The sequence below is a fragment of the Amycolatopsis pithecellobii genome (assembly GCF_009707865.1).
Classification (GTDB): Bacteria; Actinomycetota; Actinomycetes; order Mycobacteriales; family Pseudonocardiaceae; genus Amycolatopsis_E; species Amycolatopsis_E pithecellobii.
The window spans coordinates 20190-36364 of record NZ_WMBA01000077.1 but is presented as its reverse complement, the minus strand read 5'-3'; the positions used below and the strand labels follow the sequence as shown (position 1 = coordinate 36364).

Genomic DNA, 16175 nt, shown 5'->3' with positions numbered 1-16175 from the left:
GACTGCTTGCGTTCTGTAGGCAGAGAAAGGGGTGCGGGTGGCGACCTGGCGGGAGCTCGTGACGTTCATCAAGCAGTCGTACAAGGTGACCCGGGAAGAGCCTGAGGAGATCCGGATCCGGCTGCGTTTCCGCAAGGATGATGAGGAGCCGGAGCGCACGCAACTGGTGGTCATCGCGCGGGAGGTGCTGGACAAGCGCGAGGAGTGGGTGCAGATCGCGACGCCGTTCGCGCGCATCGACGAGGTGGATGTGCGGGCGGTGCTGGAGGAGATCGGCCACACGACGGTGGTCGGCGGCTGTGTCGTGATGGGCGATTATCTGGTGCTGCGGCATTCGCTGCCGCTGATCAACCTGGACATCAACGAGTTCACCGACCCGCTCGAACTGGTCACCGGCGCGGCGGAAACACTCGAAGAGGAATTCACCGGCCGCGACGACTACTGATATTGGCAGGATTTCGCGGCCAATGTGCAGGCCTGCCGCTCGCGGGTGCGTGCCGGGAGGCGAACCCTACGGTGTATGAGGTTTTTCGCCCGGTTACGCGGTTTCCTGGCCACCCAAGCCGAGCTGGCTCAGCGGCAGGACCTGCTGAACCGGCCGTGGGAGGAAGACTGGCTGCACTGGTCCCACGACGGTGGTGAGTGGTGTCTGCACGGGCACGTCACTCCCCCACCGGGACGCCACCGGCACAGCACCACCCGCGAGGGCTGGTGTTCTGGGGTTCGAAGGGCGAACTTGGTGCGGTAGCGGGCTTTCCGGGCTTTCGGGGCCTTTCGGGGCTTTCGAAGGGCCCAACGCCCATACCCACCCCCGCCCGTCCGCGACACTCAACGATCGGGGCGGGGGTGGGCCCCACTCGACAACGAATGCCTCGCCGGCGGGCTGGCTCCGGGATAACTGGCCCAACGGGACCTCACCTTGAGTGGGTGGTCGAGGGGGGTGGCGTTTGCCGCTAGTCTTGTGGCCGCACGATCAATACCGGGCATTCGGCGTAGTGCAGTAGTGCTTGGCTTGTCGAGCCTAGTAACAGCCCACGGAAACCGCCGCGGCCTCGGCTGCCGGCCACTACCAGTTGTGCCCTTGCGCTCCAGTCCAGCAATTGGCGTCGCGGCCGGTCTCGTACCACTACCCGTTCCACTGTCACATCCGGGTGCTTTTCCTGCCATCCCGCGAGGCTTTCCGACAGTACCCGCGCCTGCTCAGCGTCACTCGGCTCTGTTTGCAACAAGCCGTACTCCACCGGGATGGTGGTGGCGTAATCACGATCGCTCCACGCGTGCACGGCGACCAGAGGGACACCGCGCCACGCCGCCTCTTCGAACGCCACACCGAGGGCGCTGATGCTCGTCGGGCTGCCATCGACACCGACGACAACCGGGCCGGGCCGCCGTTCGTCACCGCGCACCACCACGACCGGGCACTCACTGTGCGCGACCACGGAAACCGCCGTCGAACCGGTGAGCATGCCTTCGAACCCACCGCGCCCGGACGCGCCGAGCACGATCAGCCGGGCCCGCTTCGACAGGTCCAGGAACATCGGCACCGGCGACGCCTGCGACCGCGCCGTCGTCACGACCACGCCGGACGCGGCCTCGTGCGCCGCCGCGGCCGCATCGGTCAGCTCCTGTTCGGCCTGCCGCTCCACCTGGTCGAAAGCCTCCTGCGGGATGGGCAGGCCGACCCCGTAGTAGCCCACCAGGGCCGGGTCGACGCCGGAGATCAAGTGCAGCCGCAGATTCCGCTGCGCCGCCTCGACCGCCGCCCACCGGACCGCCCGCAGTGCCTGTTCCGAACCGTCCACGCCGACGACGATCGCTCCCGTACTGTCCATCATGAAACTCCCTCCCAGACTCATCGTGCGTCCCACGCTATGGCCCGGCAACCCGGCGTGGCTGTGGCCGGGCGTCCCGCAAGCTGAGGACTTACGGCCCTCAACGCCACCCGGCACGAGGGCGCATGCTGGCGTCATGACCGAAATCCGGCCGCTGACGCCGCAAGAATGCGTCCGGCTGCTGCCCACCCAGCCCATCGGCAGACTCGCGTTCTCCGAGCACGCGCTGCCCACCGTCCGACCGGTGAACTTCTTCCTCGACAACGACGACATCATCGTGCGCACCAGCCAGTCGGGCTCCATGAGCAGGCTCTCCGGGGAAGTCGTCGCGTTCGAAGTGGACAGTGTCGACGCCGCGACGCACACCGGCTGGAGTGTCGTCGTGATCGGGCGGATCGCCACGATCACCGACATCGACGAACTGGTGCGGCTCGCCGGCCCCGCCCACCGGCCGTGGGCCGGCGGTGAACGCGCGCGCTTCCTGCGCCTGCCGATCGAGATGATCAGCGGCCGCACCCTGCTGCTCAACGACCGCGGGACCGTCAGCGCCGCGAGCTAGCCGGCGTCCATAGTGGACGTCCTCAGTGGACGGACGTGCTTCGCGGGGGCGACCACCCGCAATTGCAGCATCGCGGCGAACCGGGCCTCCGGGTCGGCCAGGTCGAGACCACCGACCTCGGCGAGGCGGCGCAGCCGGTACCGGAACGTGTTGGGATGTACGTACATCGCGGCCGACGCGGCGACCACATCACCGAAGGCGTCGAGCCACGCGCGCAACGTCTCCACGAGGTTCGTGTTGTGCTTCTCGTCGTAGGCGAACAGCCGCGCCACCACGCCCGTCGGCCGGTCACCACGCGCCGCCACCAGATCCCGCAATTCCAGCACCAGCGCCTCGACATGCACATCGGCGAGGCGCGCCACGCGGCGGCCCGCGCCGTTGTCCGAACGCAACACCCGCAGCGCCCGGTCCGCGCTCGCCCTGGCCTCGGCCAGCCCGGACACGTCGTGGGCGACGGGTCCGATCCCGATGACCGCGCGCACCCGCTCCCCCACCCGGTCCAGGAAATCCGTGGCGACCCGGACCGCACGGTCCTCGCCGTCGCCGTCGCGTGCCACCGGAATCAGGCCGTACACGACATCGCCGACCAGTGCGGCCGCGGCCCGCGGGTGGACCGCGCTCAGGTGCATCGCCAGCCCGTCGGCGAGCCGCTGCCGTTCGGTCTCCACCCCCGCATCGTCCACTGTGGACTCCAGCACCGCTTGCGCGAGCACGACGACCGGCTGTTCGGCGAGACCCAGCCGGTGCAGCGCCGCACGCGCCCCCGCCCCGCCTTCGAGTGCGGTGCTCAGCAGCTCGGCACGCAACCGCCGCTCGACGTCCGCACCGGCACGGATCCTGAGCATGTGCAACGCGACCAGCCGCGCCGCGTCACACAGGGCCTGGGTGCGCTCCTCGCTCAGCGGTCCCGGCACCGCGGCCCAGATCGAGCCCAGGATTTCGTCACCGGCCCGCACCGAGACCGCCACCCGCGGCACCAGCACCCCGTCGTCTCTCTTCTCGACCAGGTCGACGTAAACCGGCTCGCCGCTGCGATACAGCTCCCGGAAGACGCCGCGCGCGGCCAGCGTCCGCGAGAACCGTTCCGGTACCTGGCGGCCGAGGATCGTCTCCACCCGCGAGGGATCGGCTTCGTCCTGGCGGCCGGAAAAAGCCAGCACGCGCGAGCGCCGGTCCTCGATCGTCACCGGCGCGTTGATCAGCGCGGCGATCGCGTTGGCCACCGCGAACAGATCCCCCGAAGGCACGCCTGCCAGCGTTTCCGGCTCGATGTCACCGATATCGCCCTCCGCGAGCAGCGACCGCAACATCGCGGCGAGCTGCGTCCACGACGCACCCCGGGTGAGCCCGAGCAGCGCGAGACCGGTCTCGTCGATCGCGGCCGCCACCTGATCGGTCACCGTGACCGGCGAGCGCAGCACGAGCCCCGCCGCGTCATGCCGGGCCAGCGCGCGCACGAGCCGCGTGATCTCGTCCGGTTCGCGCACGCCCACGCCCAGCACGAGTGCGTGCTGCGGCAGCACCGGATCATCGTGCGGGTCGTGGATCGCCACCCCGCCGATGCCGGCGGGTAGGTCTCGCTCTCCGCGGACCAGTTCCAGGAGGGTGTCGCCCAGGTCGTCCAGGACACGGCCGAGGCTCGCGTGCGGGCGCGGTTTCACCGGATCGAGCACCTCCCTAGCGGCCAGGGGCACAGCCTAGATCGTCGGCGCACCCGAAGTCAGCTACGGAATCCGGCCCGCCTCACAACGGCAGCCATTCCGTGGTTGTGGTGACCTCCGCCAGCAGGTGCGGGATCGGTTCGACCCCGATACCGGGCGTGGCCGGGACCGCGAGATGCCCGTCATCGAGCACGAACGGTTCCGTGATGTCGGTGCGGTAGTAGCGGCCCGACGCCGAGGTGTCGCCGGGCAGCGTGAAGCCGGGCAGCGCGGCGAGCGCGACGTTCGCCGCCCGCCCGAGCCCGGTCTCCAGCATCCCGCCACACCACACGGGCACGTTGTGCGCGGCGCACACATCGTGGATCCGCCGCGCTTCGAGATAGCCGCCGACGCGCCCGGGTTTGATGTTCACGATCCGGCAGGCACCGAGCGCGATCGCGTCCGCCGCCGAGCGGGCCGAGGTGATCGACTCGTCGAGGCAGATCGGGGTGCGCACGAGTTTCGCCAGTTCGGCGTGCGCGAGCACGTCCTCCTCCGGCAGCGGCTGCTCGATCAGCAGCAGCTCGAACGAGTCCAGCTTCGCCAGGTGCCGCGCGTCCGCCAGTGTGTACGCGGTGTTCGCGTCCACCTGCAGGAGCACGTCGTCACCGAAGCGCTCCCGCACTGCGCGCACCGGTTCCACATCCCAGCCGGGCTGGATCTTGAGCTTGATCCGGACGTAGCCCGCGTCGAGGAACCCGCCGACGGCGTCGAGCAGTTCCGCCACCGTGCCCATGATCCCGACCGACACCCCGCACGGGACCCGGTCGTGCACCGCGCCGAGCTCGCGGGCGAACGTCCGTCCTTCCGCGCGCAGTTCGGCGTCGAGCACCGCCATCTCCAAGGCCGCCTTGGCCATCCGGTGCCCCTTGAACGGCGCGAGCACCGGCCCGACCGCGGCGGCGTCGACGTCTCCCGCCGCGCCCAGCGCCGGGACCAGGAACCGGCGCAGCACGTCCGCGGCGGCGTCGACGTATTCGGAGGAGTAGCGCGGATCCGTGAGCGCGACACACTCCCCCCAGCCCTCCGCTTCGCCGGTGACCGCGCGCAGCACCAGGATGTCGCGCACGGTTTCGGTCCCGAAGGAGGTCCGGAACGGTGCCACCAGCGGCATCGCGATCCGGCGCAGTTCCACTCCCGTCAGCTTCACCGGTCGTCCTTCCTGACGATGTACCACCCCGACTTGTCGAACCCGGCGACATGCGCGCCGTGCGCCAGCAGCGCACCGAGCGTTTCCCGCACGGCCGCCCGCCATTCCTTGGCCAGCCCCGGATCGCTCCTGCGCAGCTGCTCGATGTCGCGCGGCACGGCCACCAGCAGCGAATCGCCGTCGAGAGAACCGGACACGGGCACGCCACGGGACGACCCGAGTGCGATCACCGCGCCCGGCTCGGCGTGGTGATCACGCACGACGGCCGATTCCGGCGCGCTCAGCTTCCAGCGCACCAGCAGCCGGTCGCTCTCGTCGTCGGCGTTGATTCCGTCGCGCATCCCGCCGTAGAAGTTCGGCAGGTACTCGGCCGCGGTGGCGCCGAGCTTGCCGAGGTTGAACCACGCGTTGCGGCTCACCAGCGGATCGAACGTCCACTCGATCGCCGAGATCCCGCGCCGCAGCGCCCAGGCCCGCTGGTGCAGTTTCAGCGCGAGCCCGACACCGTGGCCGGCCATTTCCGGTGCCACCCCGGCGATATGGCTGTGCAGCACCTCGTCGGCGGGGGTGCCGAAGAAGGCGACACAGGCGCCGATGAGCTCGGTCCCGGTGTAGGCCCCGGCGACGTAGTTGCCCGCCTTGGTCAGCGCCCGCATCAGCCCGGTGCTGACCGGCGGGTTCGCGCCCCAGATCCGGATGAAGAGCCGGTCGACCCGTTCGAGCCCGTCGAGGTCGGCGATCTCACGGACGCTGACGTCCGCCCGCGGTGCCGCCTGCTCTCCGGTCAGCGCCACCTCAGGCCACCTTCGGCGTGGCGCGGACGCCGAAGTGCAGGTACCGCTCTCCCGTCGGCAGCGCGTAGAAGGTCACCGGTATCCAGGTCTGCATATCCGTTTCCCTGATCACATAAAGGTTTTCCTCGACCGGAACCAGCGGGTACTCCTCGACCGGGTCAGGCACGAGCGCGGCGAGCGGGCCGGTCACCGTGGTGCGCAGCTTGTCGCCGTCGTCACCGGTGAACACCTCCAGCCGCATGCTCGCCCGTTCGTAGGTGCCCAGATGCGGGGTGATGTCCGCGGACACCGGTTCCGCCGGCGGGGCAAGCGGGTGCGGCATCGCGACATCGGCCAGCTCGGCGAAGATCTCGCGATAGAGATCTTCGTACAGGTCGTGCCCGCTGCCGCCGTTGGTGAGCAGCGTGACCGCCAGCCCCGCATCCGGCAGCAGCCGCAGGAACGCGGCCTGGCCGATGGTGTTGCCGTCGTGGCCGATGAGCCGGTGACCGTCCCAGCCGAGCCGGAACCAGCCGAGGCCCCACGAGTCGCCGAGCGTGTACTTGTCCGGCAGGTCCACCTGATGCGCGGCCATCGCCTCGATACCGGCCTGCGACAGCACGCGGGTGCCGTCCGCGGCAAGCCCGCCGGACAGATGCATCCGCGCGAACGCCAGCACATCGGCCACCGTCGAGTCGATGAGCCCGGCCGGCCCCGCCGAACGTGTCAAGGTCCAGACCGGCGCCTTGGCCGGGTCCGTACCGGTGTGCCCGACAGCGGCGCGGAACATCAGCGCTTCCTCGGGCAGCGTCACGGTGTGCGTCAGGCCCAGCTTGTCGAAAAGACGCTCCCGCATCGCGGCGTCCCACGTCTTGCCGGTGAGCTTCTCGATCACCCGCCCGGCAAGGGAAAACCCGGAGTTGCAATAGGACCAGGTGACGCCGAGAGGATGATTCTGCGCCACTTCGTCCAGCCCGGCCACGTACTTCTCGAGGCAGTCGTCACCGCGGCCGGTGTCGGTGAACACGTCGCCGTCGATGCCGCTGGTGTGCGTGAGCAGATGGCGCATCGTCACCTGCTTGGCCACATCGGGGTCGGTCAGTTTCAGCTCCGGCAGCACATCCACGATCGGCGCGTCGAGATCGAGCAAGCCTTCATCGACGAGCTGCAGCACGACCGTAGTGGTCCAGACCTTTGAGACGGAGCCGATCTGGAAGACCGAATCCGTGGTCGTCTCGACACCAGTGTCCACATTGAGCACTCCGGTCGCGAACTCGGCCAGCTCGTCGTCCTGACCCGGGTGCACCCGCAGGATGCCCAGCGCCGCACCGGGAACGCGATACCGCGCGGCCAGCTCGTCCAGCCGCCGCTGCCAGTGCGCGGTGTCGATCCGGGGCCGCCGCGCGAGGGTGTACCGCTCGACCCAGTCCAGCACGCGCCGGTTGTAGTCGAGCCGGTGCGACGGCGGGCCTTCGAGGATGAAGATGTGCGAAGCGCCGGGGTAGAGCACCAGCCGCGTCGGCACATCCCGGACCCGCAACGCGAAATGCCATTGCTGTGCCTGGCCGAGCGGGCACAGCAGGTCTTCGGCGCCGTGCAGGATCAGCGTCGGCGTGCGGACCTGGTCGACCCGCTCGTACGGTGACATTTCCGCGCAGCGCTCCCGGTCTTCCCACGGCAGCGCGCCGATTTCGTACCTGGTAAGGAAAAATCCCTCGTCCGAGGTGCCGGCCATGCTGGTCAGGTCGGTCACCACCCCACCGGCGACGGCGGCAGCGAAGCGGTTGTCGTGGCCGGTGAGGAAACACGTCATGTAGCCGCCGTAGCTGTAGCCGGTGAGAGCGAGCCGGTGCGGGTCGGCGATCCCTTCCGCGACGAGATCGTCGAGGGGTTCGAGGAAGTCGTTCGCGTCGGCGACGCCCCACGCGCCGTCGACGGCGGTGAAGAACTCCTCGCCGTAGCCGTCGCTTCCGCGCGGGTTCACCAGCAGCACGGCCCAGCCGCGTGCGACGAGTTCCTGGTGGTACAGGTGGACTTCGTCGGCACTGCTGCGCCAGGCGTTGTGCGGACCGCCGTGCACGTCCAGCAACAGCGGGCGCGGGCCGGTCACGGCCGGGTCATGGATGAGCCAGCCGTGCACGACCGTCCCGTCCGAGATGGCGAATTCCCTTTCCTGGTAAGGAAACGGCTCCGGCAGTTCGGTGTTGTGCCCGGTAAGGACGGTCTCGGTGCCCGTCGCGAGGTCGACCCGGACGATCTCGCCGTAGGAGGCCGGCGTGGTGAGCACGACCACCGCCGTGCTGCCCGCGACCGACAGGCCCGACACGGTGTACCCGTCGCCCGCCAGCAGCGGGCGCGGGCGGCCACCGGCGGCGGGCACCGAATACAGGTGGGTGCAGCCATGGTCTCGCACGCAGAACAGCACGTCCGCGCCGGAGCGCTGAGGCACGGCACCCGGGTAGCCGGGTCCGCCCGGCATCACGTTGCGGCCCAACGCTTCCGCGAGGTTCACCGGCTCGCCGCCGTCGAGCGGGACCCGCAGCAGGTACGTGTGCCCGGAGATTCCCTCGGTCCGGCCGGCGACCAGCAGCGCCGAATCCTCGGTCCAGTCCAGCGTGACACCGACCCCGTCGGAAAGCGCTTTCTCACGCGGTTTCGCCAACGGGTCGGCCAGCTCGAGGACGAACACCGGCACCCGCGGTTTCAGGTCCGGGTCGGTCCCGGCTGCCGAGGAGAAGGCGAGCTTCTCGCCATCGGGCGACCACGCCGGTTCACCCGCGTGCCAGTCGCCGGTGGTGACCTGACGGCATTCACCGGTCGCCACGTCGAGTATGTGCAGGTGCTTGCGCACCCCGCGCAGCACGCCGGCGCCGTCGGCACGGTAGTCGAACCGGTCGGCCACGATCGGCGCCCGGCCATCGGTGCCCGGTTCGAGATCGACCGGTGCGGAGAAGGCGATCCTGGTCCCGTCCGGGCCCCACACCGGCGCGCCCGCACCGAGCGGCAGCGACGTCAGCTGCCGGGCTTCACCGCCGTCGAAGGCCAGCAGCCACACCTGCTGTTCGCGCAGGAACGCGAGGTGTGTGCCGTCCGGCGACCAGGCGGGCGAGGTGTCGCTGCGGCCGTGGGTGAGCGGGCGGGCGTCGCCTTTTCCGGCGCGCCAAAGGGTGCGCACGTTCTCGTCGGCTTCGACGTCGCTGGTACGCAGGACGTAGACCACTTCGCTGCCGTCCGGGGACAGGGCGGGCTGTTCGGGCATCGCGACCGCGGTCAGGTGGTCGATACGGGGGCGTCGGGTCACCGGTCTCTCCTCGGGTGAGCGTTGTGGGCAGGGACGAGTTCGGCTTCGGCCGCCGCGAAATGGCAGGCGGCACGATGCCGGTGCCCGTCGGGGACGGGCTCGGTTTCGCGGCAGATCTCGCGGTCGGCGAGTACCAGCGGACCGGCGGGACATCGGGGATGGAACCGGCAGCCCGGCGGGGGGTGGTGCGGGTCGGCCGGCTCGGTGTCGGCGACGGAGTCCGGTTCGGACAGTGCCAGCGCACCGGCCGCGGCCAGCAATTCCTTGGTGTACGGGTGTTGCGGGCCGGCGAGCACCTCGTCCGCCGGCCCGGACTCGACGATCCGGCCGGAGTACATCACCGCGATGAAATCGCTGACGTACCGCACGACGGCCAGGTCATGCGAGATGAACAGCATCGACAGCCGCATCCGGCGTTGCAGGTCGCGCACGAGGTTGAGCACGGTGCCCTGGATCGACACGTCGAGCGCGGAGGTGATCTCGTCGGCGATGATCACCTCCGGCCGCGCGGCCAATGCCCGCGCGAGCGCGACGCGTTGCCGCTGCCCGCCGGAGAGCTCCCCCGGCAGCATCGCGGCCTTCTCGGCGTCGAGCTCGACGAGGCCGAGCAGCCGGGTCACCTCGGCGCGCCGGTCACGCGTGCCGCGCGGCAGCGCTTCGGCGATCGACGCACCGGCGGTCATCCGGGGATCCAACGACGAATGCGGGTCCTGGAACACCATTTGCAGCGGGCCGTGCCGCCGCACCGGCCGCCCGTCGAGCAGCACCGCCCCGCCGCTGACCGGGGTCAGTCCGACCGCGGCGCGCGCCAGCGTCGACTTGCCGGAGCCGGATTCCCCGACCAGCCCGACGATCGTGCCGTCTCCGACGGTGAGGTCCACACCATCCACCGCGGTCAGGCCGCGCCGCCTGCCGCCGTAGCGGACGGTCACGTTGTCGAAGCGCAACTCGCTCATCGTGGCTCTCCCACCAGGGCGGCGTGCCAGCACGCGACACGGCGCCCGTCCTCGGCCGGCTCCAGCGGCGGTTCCGTTGCCGTGCACTGTTCCGTGGCATAGGTACAGCGGGGCGCGAACGCGCAGCCAGTGGGCGGGTGCGCCGGGTCGGCAGGCCGGCCGGGGATGATGGCGAGCGGCTCGGCGCGGTCCGTCGTCATGTCCGGCACCGCCGCCAGCAGCGCCCGCGTGTACGGATGCCGGGCCCCGGTGCGGAGGCCGGCCGCGGGCAGGTCCTCCACGATCCGGCCCGCGTACATCACCAGCACCCGGTCGCAGACCTGCCGGACCACGCTGATGTCGTGGCTGATCAACAAGATCGCGACGTCGTCGGCGGCCCGCACGTCCCGCAGCAGCCGCAGCACCTGCCGCTGCACGGTCACGTCGAGCGCGGTGGTCGGCTCGTCGGCGACGATCAGCGCAGGGTTGCCCATCAGGCCCATGCCGATCATGGCGCGCTGGCGCATGCCGCCGGAGAACTCGTGCGGGAACTGGCGTGCCCGCCGCGCCGCACCCGGTACCCGCACCGCGCGCAACCGGTCCACGGCGCGCGTGAAAGCCCGCCGTGGCCCCATTCCGTGGTGTTGCCGCGCGACTTCGGCGAGCTGGCGGCCGATGCGCTGGGTGGGGTTGAACGACGTCATCGGGTCCTGGAACACCATCGCGAACGACGTGCCCAGCAGCCGCCGGTTCGCCCGGTTTCCCAGCAGCGGCACGCCGAGGAACTCGAGCCTGCCCGCCTGCACGCGCCCCGGTTCTTCGATGAGCTGCGCGATGGCGAGCGCGGTGAGGCTCTTGCCCGAGCCCGATTCGCCGACGACACCGACGGATTCCCCGTGCCGTAGCGAGAAACTCACCCCGCGCACCGGCGTGACCGGCCCGCCCGCGCCGGGGAAACTCACCCGCAGATCGTCCACCACGAGCAGCCGCCCGGGGTCTGTGCTGGGGGCTTCCGGTGGTGGCGGCGGCACGGACCGTCCCCTGTGGACAGTGGGGGTGCGCTGCCCGAGGCTTTTCGCGATCGCCTCACCGGCGAGGTTGAACGCCAGTCCCGCCACGACGACCGCCAGCGTCGGCGCGAGCGCGGCGGCCGGGTGGATGTAGAGGGCGCCCAGCCCCTCCCCGAGCAGCCGCCCCCAGTCATACGCCGGTGCCTGCACGCCGAGTCCCAGGAAGGAAAGCCCGGCGAAGGCCAGCAGCGCGCCACCGGCCGAGATCGTCGCGTTGACCACGAGCGGCTCCCCGATGTTAGGCAGCACATGCCGCACCAGCAGGCGGAACCGGTTGACCCCGGCGATCCGGGCGGCGGCAACGAAATCGAGGCCCGTCACGGTCGCGACCAGCGTCTGGGTCAGCCGCGCGAAACCCGGCGCGATGGCGAGCCCGATCGCCAGCACCCCGCCGGTGGCGCCGACCCCGAAGATCACCGCGAAGAACAAGGCGAGCAGCAGCCCGGGAAACGCGACCGCGATGTTGACCACCGCGTTCACGAACCGGCCCACCCGCGCGCCGGCCAGCACCGTCGCAGTGCCGAGCAGCAGTCCCGCCAGCACCCCGATCGCGGTCGCGGCCAGCGCCAGCTCGACCGACAGCCGGGTGGCGACGAGGACGCGGAAGAAGATGTCGCGGCCGAGGTTGTCCGTGCCCATCGGGTGCGCCGCCGAGGAACCACGCAGGATTTCCGTGGTGTTGACGGCATTCGCCTTGTCCGCCCACAGGATGGGCGCGAGCACGGCCAGCACGAGCACACCCAGCAGCACCGTGGCCGCGCTCGCGCCGACCGGGCCGCGTAACCATTTCACGCCTCAGCTCTCCCTGATCGTCGAGCGCGGATCGAGCAGCGCGAGCGCGACGTCGACCGCGAGATTCACCAGCAGCACACCCAGCCCGTAGACGAGCACGATTCCCTGCACCACCGGGTAGTCCTTGGCGAGAATGGACTGGACGATGGTGCTGCCCAGCCCCGGCCAGGCGAACACGTTCTCCACCAGCACCGTGCCCGCGACCAGCGCGCTGAGCAGGAGGCCGCCGAGGGTGAGTGTCGCGGTCAGCGCGTTCGGCAGCGCGTGCCGCAGGTACACCAGCCGGGCGGGCAGCCGTTTCGCGCGGGCGGTGCGGATGTAGTCCGCGCGCAGCACCGTGAGCATCTCGACCCGCACGATGCGGGCGAGCACCGCGGCCGGCCCCAGCGCCAGCGCCAGCACGGGCAGCAGGTAGGACTCCGGCCCGGTGCGCCCGGCGACCGGCGCCCAGCCGAGGGTCACCCCGAACACGAACACCAGCCCGACCGCGATGAGGAATTCCGGGATCGCGGCCAGTACGACGCTCGCCGACGTGAACGCCAGCTCCGCGTGCCGGTGGCGGCCGCCGCGGGTCAGCACCGCCATCCCGGCGCCGACGGGGATCGCGACGGCCAGCGCCAGCAGGAACGAGTACACCGCGATCTCCAGCGTGGCCGGGAGGCGCTCGGAGATGATCTGTGACACCGGCAGCCCGGAGCTCATCGAGACGCCGAGCTTGCCGGAGAACAGGTTCCCGAGATAGTGGAAGTACTGCTGCCACAACGGATCGTCGAGCCCGAGCGCCGCGCGGCGCGCCCCGACCACCTGCGCCGACGCGGTCGGCCCGAGCGCCGCACGCACCGGGTCACCGGGGATGAGATGGATCATCCCGAACGCGGCGGTCAGCAGCACCCACACCGAGACCAGCAGCCGCCCGCCCCGCCGCACCGCGAAGCGCAGCCACGCATTCTCGCCCAGCGCCGGTTTGGAAATGGCGATGCTCGTCATGACATGCGCTCCTTTCACCTGGCTTCGGGAAGTGGCGCAGCCACTTTTTTTGCCACGCCGTCCACCGGCACCGCTACCCGCGCCGGTTCGCAAGCCGAGTCCACCGTGCTCTCCTTCAGCCGAGCATGCGGATGGAGGAGGGGGCGACGGAACCCAGCGCGGTGTCGAACGTGGCGCCCTGGGCGAACAGCGGCCGCACGGTGTTCACGAACGGTACGACATCGACGTGCTGCACCAAGGCTTTCTCGCCTTCGCCCCATTTCGCGCAGCCGTCCGTGCCGGCGATCGCCGACGCGGCCTGCACCGCCGCGTTGTACTGCGGGTTGTCGATCGACGCGAAGTTGTTGCCGTCGGGCGCGGCCGGGCCGGTGAAGAACGGCACCAGCTGGGAGGGCAGGTTCACCGTGATCGGCAGCATGATCGCGTCCCACGTGCCCTGGCCGCCGATGATCTGCGCGCTTTCCGCGTCGGTCATGCCCTTGACCTCGGTCTGCACCCCGACCTCACGCCACCGTTGCTGCACCAGCTCGGCTCCGGCCTGCATGGGCGGCCCGAAGCTGGTCGGGTAGTAGAACGTCAGCGCGAGCTTCTTGCCGTTCTTGGTGCGCACCCCGTCCGCGCCGGTGACCCAGCCCGCGGCGTCCAATGTGGACTTCGCGGCGGCCACGTCGTGTGCGGGCAACGCCGAACCGATCGTGTCCCCGTCACATGGCCCCGCCCCCGGCGGCACAAGGCTTTTCGCGGGCTTGCCGGTGCCGCTGGTCAGAACTTGGCCCAGCTGCGTCAGATCCAGCGCCTGGGTCAGCGCGCGCCGGACCGCTTCGTCGGCGGCGGGCAGCCCGGCCTTCTGGTTGTAGAACATCTCCCCCAGCGGTGTCTCCTGGTCCCGCTCGAGCAGCCCCATTCCCTTGAGCCGCTGCTGGTCGGGGCCGATGATCTGCGCGACGTTGACTTCCTTGGACACCAACAGGTTCGCCGCCGTGGTCTCGTTCGGCACGACGCGCAGCACCACGGTGTCGGGCAGGCCGCGCGTGTCGGTCTTCCAGTCACCGGGGCCCCACGCGTAGTCCTTGCGGCGGGTCAGGGTGTAGTGATCACCGGTGACGGCCTCGGTCAGGGTGAACATGCCCGTGCCGTCGGCGCCCTGCTTGAGCAGCCCGCGGTCCTTCATTCCCTTGGCGCACACGATCGGCAGGCCACCGACGTTGCGCGCGAGGAACGAATCGGGGCTCGCGGCGGTGACGCTGACCGTGCCGGCCGCCTCGTCGGCGACGGCCTTCGTGCCCGGCGGCACGTAGATACCCATGAGCGCCGAGGCGTTCGCGGGATCCCCGACGAAGTTGATGTTGCCGGCGACCTGGGTCGCGGTCAGCGGCGTGCCGTCCGAGCAGGTCACGCCCTTGCGCAGGGTGTAGGTGACCTTCGTCGTGTCGCCTTCCCAGGTCTGGGCGAGCCCGGCGACCGGCCGGCCACTGGGATCGAAGGCGACCAGCGAGTCGTACAGGAACAGGTCGGCCTGCAAGGCGGTCGAGAGCGTGGTGAAATGCGGGTCGAGGGTGCCGGGGTCGGCACCGAGAACGAAGGTGAACGACTTACCGTCCACAACGGACTGTCCCCCGGCGCTTCCCCCGCACGCGGCGACGGTCAGCGCGAGCAGGCCGGTCCCCGCTAATGCCAGCACGGTCTTCATCGGTGTCTCCAGGTCGTGGTGCGGGTTTCAGGCGGCGCGCCGGATGACGCGGCCGGTGTGGATGTACCGGGCACGGCCGTTGTCGTCGCCGAGGAACACATGCGGCTGGTGCAGGCCGTGCTGTGGTTCACGCTGGATGAGGGTGTCGTCGTCGAGCCGGACGAGTTCGGTGCGGTCGGCCTGGCTCAGCTCACCGAGGACGCCTTTCGGCGCCGTCTCCAGCCACACCCTGCCGTCGTCGTCCTGGGTGACGGTCAGGTCGACGACCTCGCACGAGTAGGTGCCGACATACCGCGACGCGTCGAACGGGCCGGGATCCGGTGGTGGTTCCGGAAAGGGCGGCAGCTCGACACCGGCGAGCGCGGGCAACAGGTACCCGTAGATTTCGCGGTAGAGCGAGATCGGGTCGCCGCCGTTGGTCAGCAGCGCGACGGCGACGTTCGCGGCCGGCACGACGCGAAGGAACGCGGCCTGGCCGATGGTGCCGCCGTCGTGGCCGATCACGGGACCGCCGGGGACGTCGTACATTTCCCAGCCCAGGCCCCAGGAAGTGCCCATGAGTCCCAGCGGTGGTAACGAAACCTGCCGTTCCCGCATGGCTTTCCCGCTGCCGGGGCTGAGCACGGTGCCATCGAGATGTGCCTGCGCGAAGGTGAGCAGATCACGCGGTCGCATCGCCAGCGCCGAGCCCGCGGGAGCGTTCGAGCGGGCCAGCGACCACACCGGCGCCGGCCCCGACGGCAGGTGACCGACCGCGGCGCGGTGCAGGATCGCCTCGTCGGCACAGGTGGCCACGTGCGTCAGGCCGAGCGGGGTGACCAGGTCGTCGCGAAGGCACGTGTCGAAAGGCTTGTCCCGCAACACTTCCACGATGCGGCCGAGCACGCAGAAGCCGGCGTTGTTGTAGGAGAACATCTCCCCCGGCGCGAACAGCTGATCCACCCCGTCGAGGGTCGCCACGTACTTTTCGACGCAGTCGTCACCCCGGCCGGTGTCGGTGAACAGGTCACCTTCGAAGCCGGCGGTGTGGCACAGCAGCTGCCGGACGGTGATGGCCGCGGCGGCGGACTCGTCACCGAGACGCAGTTCCGGGACATACCGGCGCACCGGCGCGTCGAGGTCGATTTTTCCTTCATCCACCAGCTTCATCACGAGAGTCGCTGTCCACACCTTCGTGATGGAGCCGATCTGGAACACCGAGTCCGGGGTGGCCTCGACCCCGGTGCCGGTGTTGAGCACGCCCGCGGCATGATCGACCATCTCGCCGCCCGCGGACACGGCGATCGCCGCCCCGGGCACTCCGTGTTCACTCAGCAGGGTGGGCAGCCGGTCCTCGAGCCACCCGCTGACGTCGTCGAGGTTCACCATCGGGTGAAAGTAACCGGC

Annotated in this window: 13 protein-coding genes; 3 read left to right on the top strand and 10 right to left on the bottom strand. The window is 70.3% G+C overall.

Features of this window, described 5'->3' with window-relative positions:
- Nucleotides 1-37: 37 nt before the first annotated feature.
- Both GKO32_RS33235 and GKO32_RS33230 read left to right on the top strand, forming a co-directional pair.
- Nucleotides 38-445 carry a hypothetical protein gene (locus GKO32_RS33235; protein WP_312868997.1) on the top strand — a complete coding sequence of 136 codons (408 nt, stop codon included), beginning with the start codon at nucleotides 38-40 and terminating at the stop codon, nucleotides 443-445.
- Between the two features lie 75 nt (nucleotides 446-520).
- Nucleotides 521-748, top strand: a complete 228-nt coding sequence (locus GKO32_RS33230; RefSeq protein ID WP_154760871.1) for a hypothetical protein — start codon at nucleotides 521-523, stop codon at nucleotides 746-748.
- Between the two features lie 205 nt (nucleotides 749-953).
- Here the strand turns inward: GKO32_RS33230 and GKO32_RS33225 are convergent, their stop codons facing one another.
- Nucleotides 954-1835, bottom strand: a complete 882-nt coding sequence (locus GKO32_RS33225) for a universal stress protein (RefSeq protein ID WP_312868996.1) — start codon at nucleotides 1833-1835, stop codon at nucleotides 954-956.
- 133 nt (nucleotides 1836-1968) lie between these two features.
- On the opposite strand from GKO32_RS33225, the gene GKO32_RS33220 reads away from it, so the two are divergent.
- Entirely contained in the window at nucleotides 1969-2391 is a 423-nt protein-coding gene (locus GKO32_RS33220; protein WP_154760870.1) for a pyridoxamine 5'-phosphate oxidase family protein, read from the top strand.
- Here the strand turns inward: GKO32_RS33220 and GKO32_RS33215 are convergent.
- The 9 genes from GKO32_RS33215 to GKO32_RS33175 all read right to left on the bottom strand — a co-directional run bounded on the left by GKO32_RS33215 (nucleotide 2388) and on the right by GKO32_RS33175 (nucleotide 16157).
- Nucleotides 2388-4085: a PucR family transcriptional regulator gene (locus GKO32_RS33215; RefSeq protein WP_376766028.1), complete on the bottom strand. Its 1698-nt coding sequence runs from the start codon at nucleotides 4083-4085 to the stop codon at nucleotides 2388-2390. The genes GKO32_RS33220 and GKO32_RS33215 overlap by 4 nt on opposite strands.
- Before the next feature lie 49 nt (nucleotides 4086-4134).
- Nucleotides 4135-5241, bottom strand: a complete 1107-nt coding sequence (gene menC / locus GKO32_RS33210; RefSeq protein WP_312868995.1) for an o-succinylbenzoate synthase — start codon at nucleotides 5239-5241, stop codon at nucleotides 4135-4137.
- A complete protein-coding gene (locus GKO32_RS33205) occupies nucleotides 5238-6035 on the bottom strand; it encodes a GNAT family N-acetyltransferase (RefSeq protein WP_312868993.1) in 798 nt (265 codons plus the stop codon). Before GKO32_RS33205 ends, menC begins: the two co-directional genes overlap by 4 nt.
- Before the next feature lies 1 nt (nucleotide 6036).
- Nucleotides 6037-9315 carry a serine hydrolase gene (locus GKO32_RS33200; protein ID WP_312868992.1) on the bottom strand — a complete coding sequence of 1093 codons (3279 nt, stop codon included), beginning with the start codon at nucleotides 9313-9315 and terminating at the stop codon, nucleotides 6037-6039.
- A complete protein-coding gene (locus GKO32_RS33195) occupies nucleotides 9312-10271 on the bottom strand; it encodes an ABC transporter ATP-binding protein (protein WP_154760869.1) in 960 nt (319 codons plus the stop codon). Before GKO32_RS33195 ends, GKO32_RS33200 begins: the two co-directional genes overlap by 4 nt.
- Nucleotides 10268-12112, bottom strand: coding sequence for a dipeptide/oligopeptide/nickel ABC transporter permease/ATP-binding protein (locus GKO32_RS33190; RefSeq protein ID WP_312868990.1), 1845 nt, complete (start codon nucleotides 12110-12112; stop codon nucleotides 10268-10270). The genes GKO32_RS33195 and GKO32_RS33190 overlap by 4 nt, the downstream gene beginning before the upstream one ends.
- A 3-nt stretch (nucleotides 12113-12115) precedes the next feature.
- On the bottom strand, nucleotides 12116-13099 hold the full coding sequence (locus tag GKO32_RS33185) for an ABC transporter permease (RefSeq protein ID WP_154760868.1): 984 nt from the start codon (nucleotides 13097-13099) through the stop codon (nucleotides 12116-12118).
- A gap of 115 nt (nucleotides 13100-13214) precedes the next feature.
- Nucleotides 13215-14789: an ABC transporter substrate-binding protein gene (locus tag GKO32_RS33180; RefSeq protein ID WP_154760867.1), complete on the bottom strand. Its 1575-nt coding sequence runs from the start codon at nucleotides 14787-14789 to the stop codon at nucleotides 13215-13217.
- 27 nt (nucleotides 14790-14816) lie between these two features.
- The gene (locus GKO32_RS33175) at nucleotides 14817-16157 is read right to left on the bottom strand and encodes a serine hydrolase domain-containing protein (RefSeq protein WP_154760866.1); all 1341 of its coding nucleotides are present in this window, start codon (nucleotides 16155-16157) and stop codon (nucleotides 14817-14819) included.
- Between the last annotated feature and the right edge of the window lie 18 nt (nucleotides 16158-16175).

What these genes read in the sequence shown, in the direction of transcription:
- GKO32_RS33230 (WP_154760871.1), top strand. Translation starts at nt 521, where the DNA reads ATGAGGTTTTTCGCCCGGTTACGCGGTTTCCTGGCCACCCAAGCCGAG.
- GKO32_RS33225 (WP_312868996.1), bottom strand. Translation starts at nt 1,835, where the DNA reads ATGATGGACAGTACGGGAGCGATCGTCGTCGGCGTGGACGGTTCGGAA.
- GKO32_RS33220 (WP_154760870.1), top strand. Translation starts at nt 1,969, where the DNA reads ATGACCGAAATCCGGCCGCTGACGCCGCAAGAATGCGTCCGGCTGCTG.
- GKO32_RS33195 (WP_154760869.1), bottom strand. Translation starts at nt 10,271, where the DNA reads ATGAGCGAGTTGCGCTTCGACAACGTGACCGTCCGCTACGGCGGCAGG.
- GKO32_RS33185 (WP_154760868.1), bottom strand. Translation starts at nt 13,099, where the DNA reads ATGACGAGCATCGCCATTTCCAAACCGGCGCTGGGCGAGAATGCGTGG.
- GKO32_RS33180 (WP_154760867.1), bottom strand. Translation starts at nt 14,789, where the DNA reads ATGAAGACCGTGCTGGCATTAGCGGGGACCGGCCTGCTCGCGCTGACC.
- GKO32_RS33175 (WP_154760866.1), bottom strand. Translation starts at nt 16,157, where the DNA reads ATGGTGAACCTCGACGACGTCAGCGGGTGGCTCGAGGACCGGCTGCCC.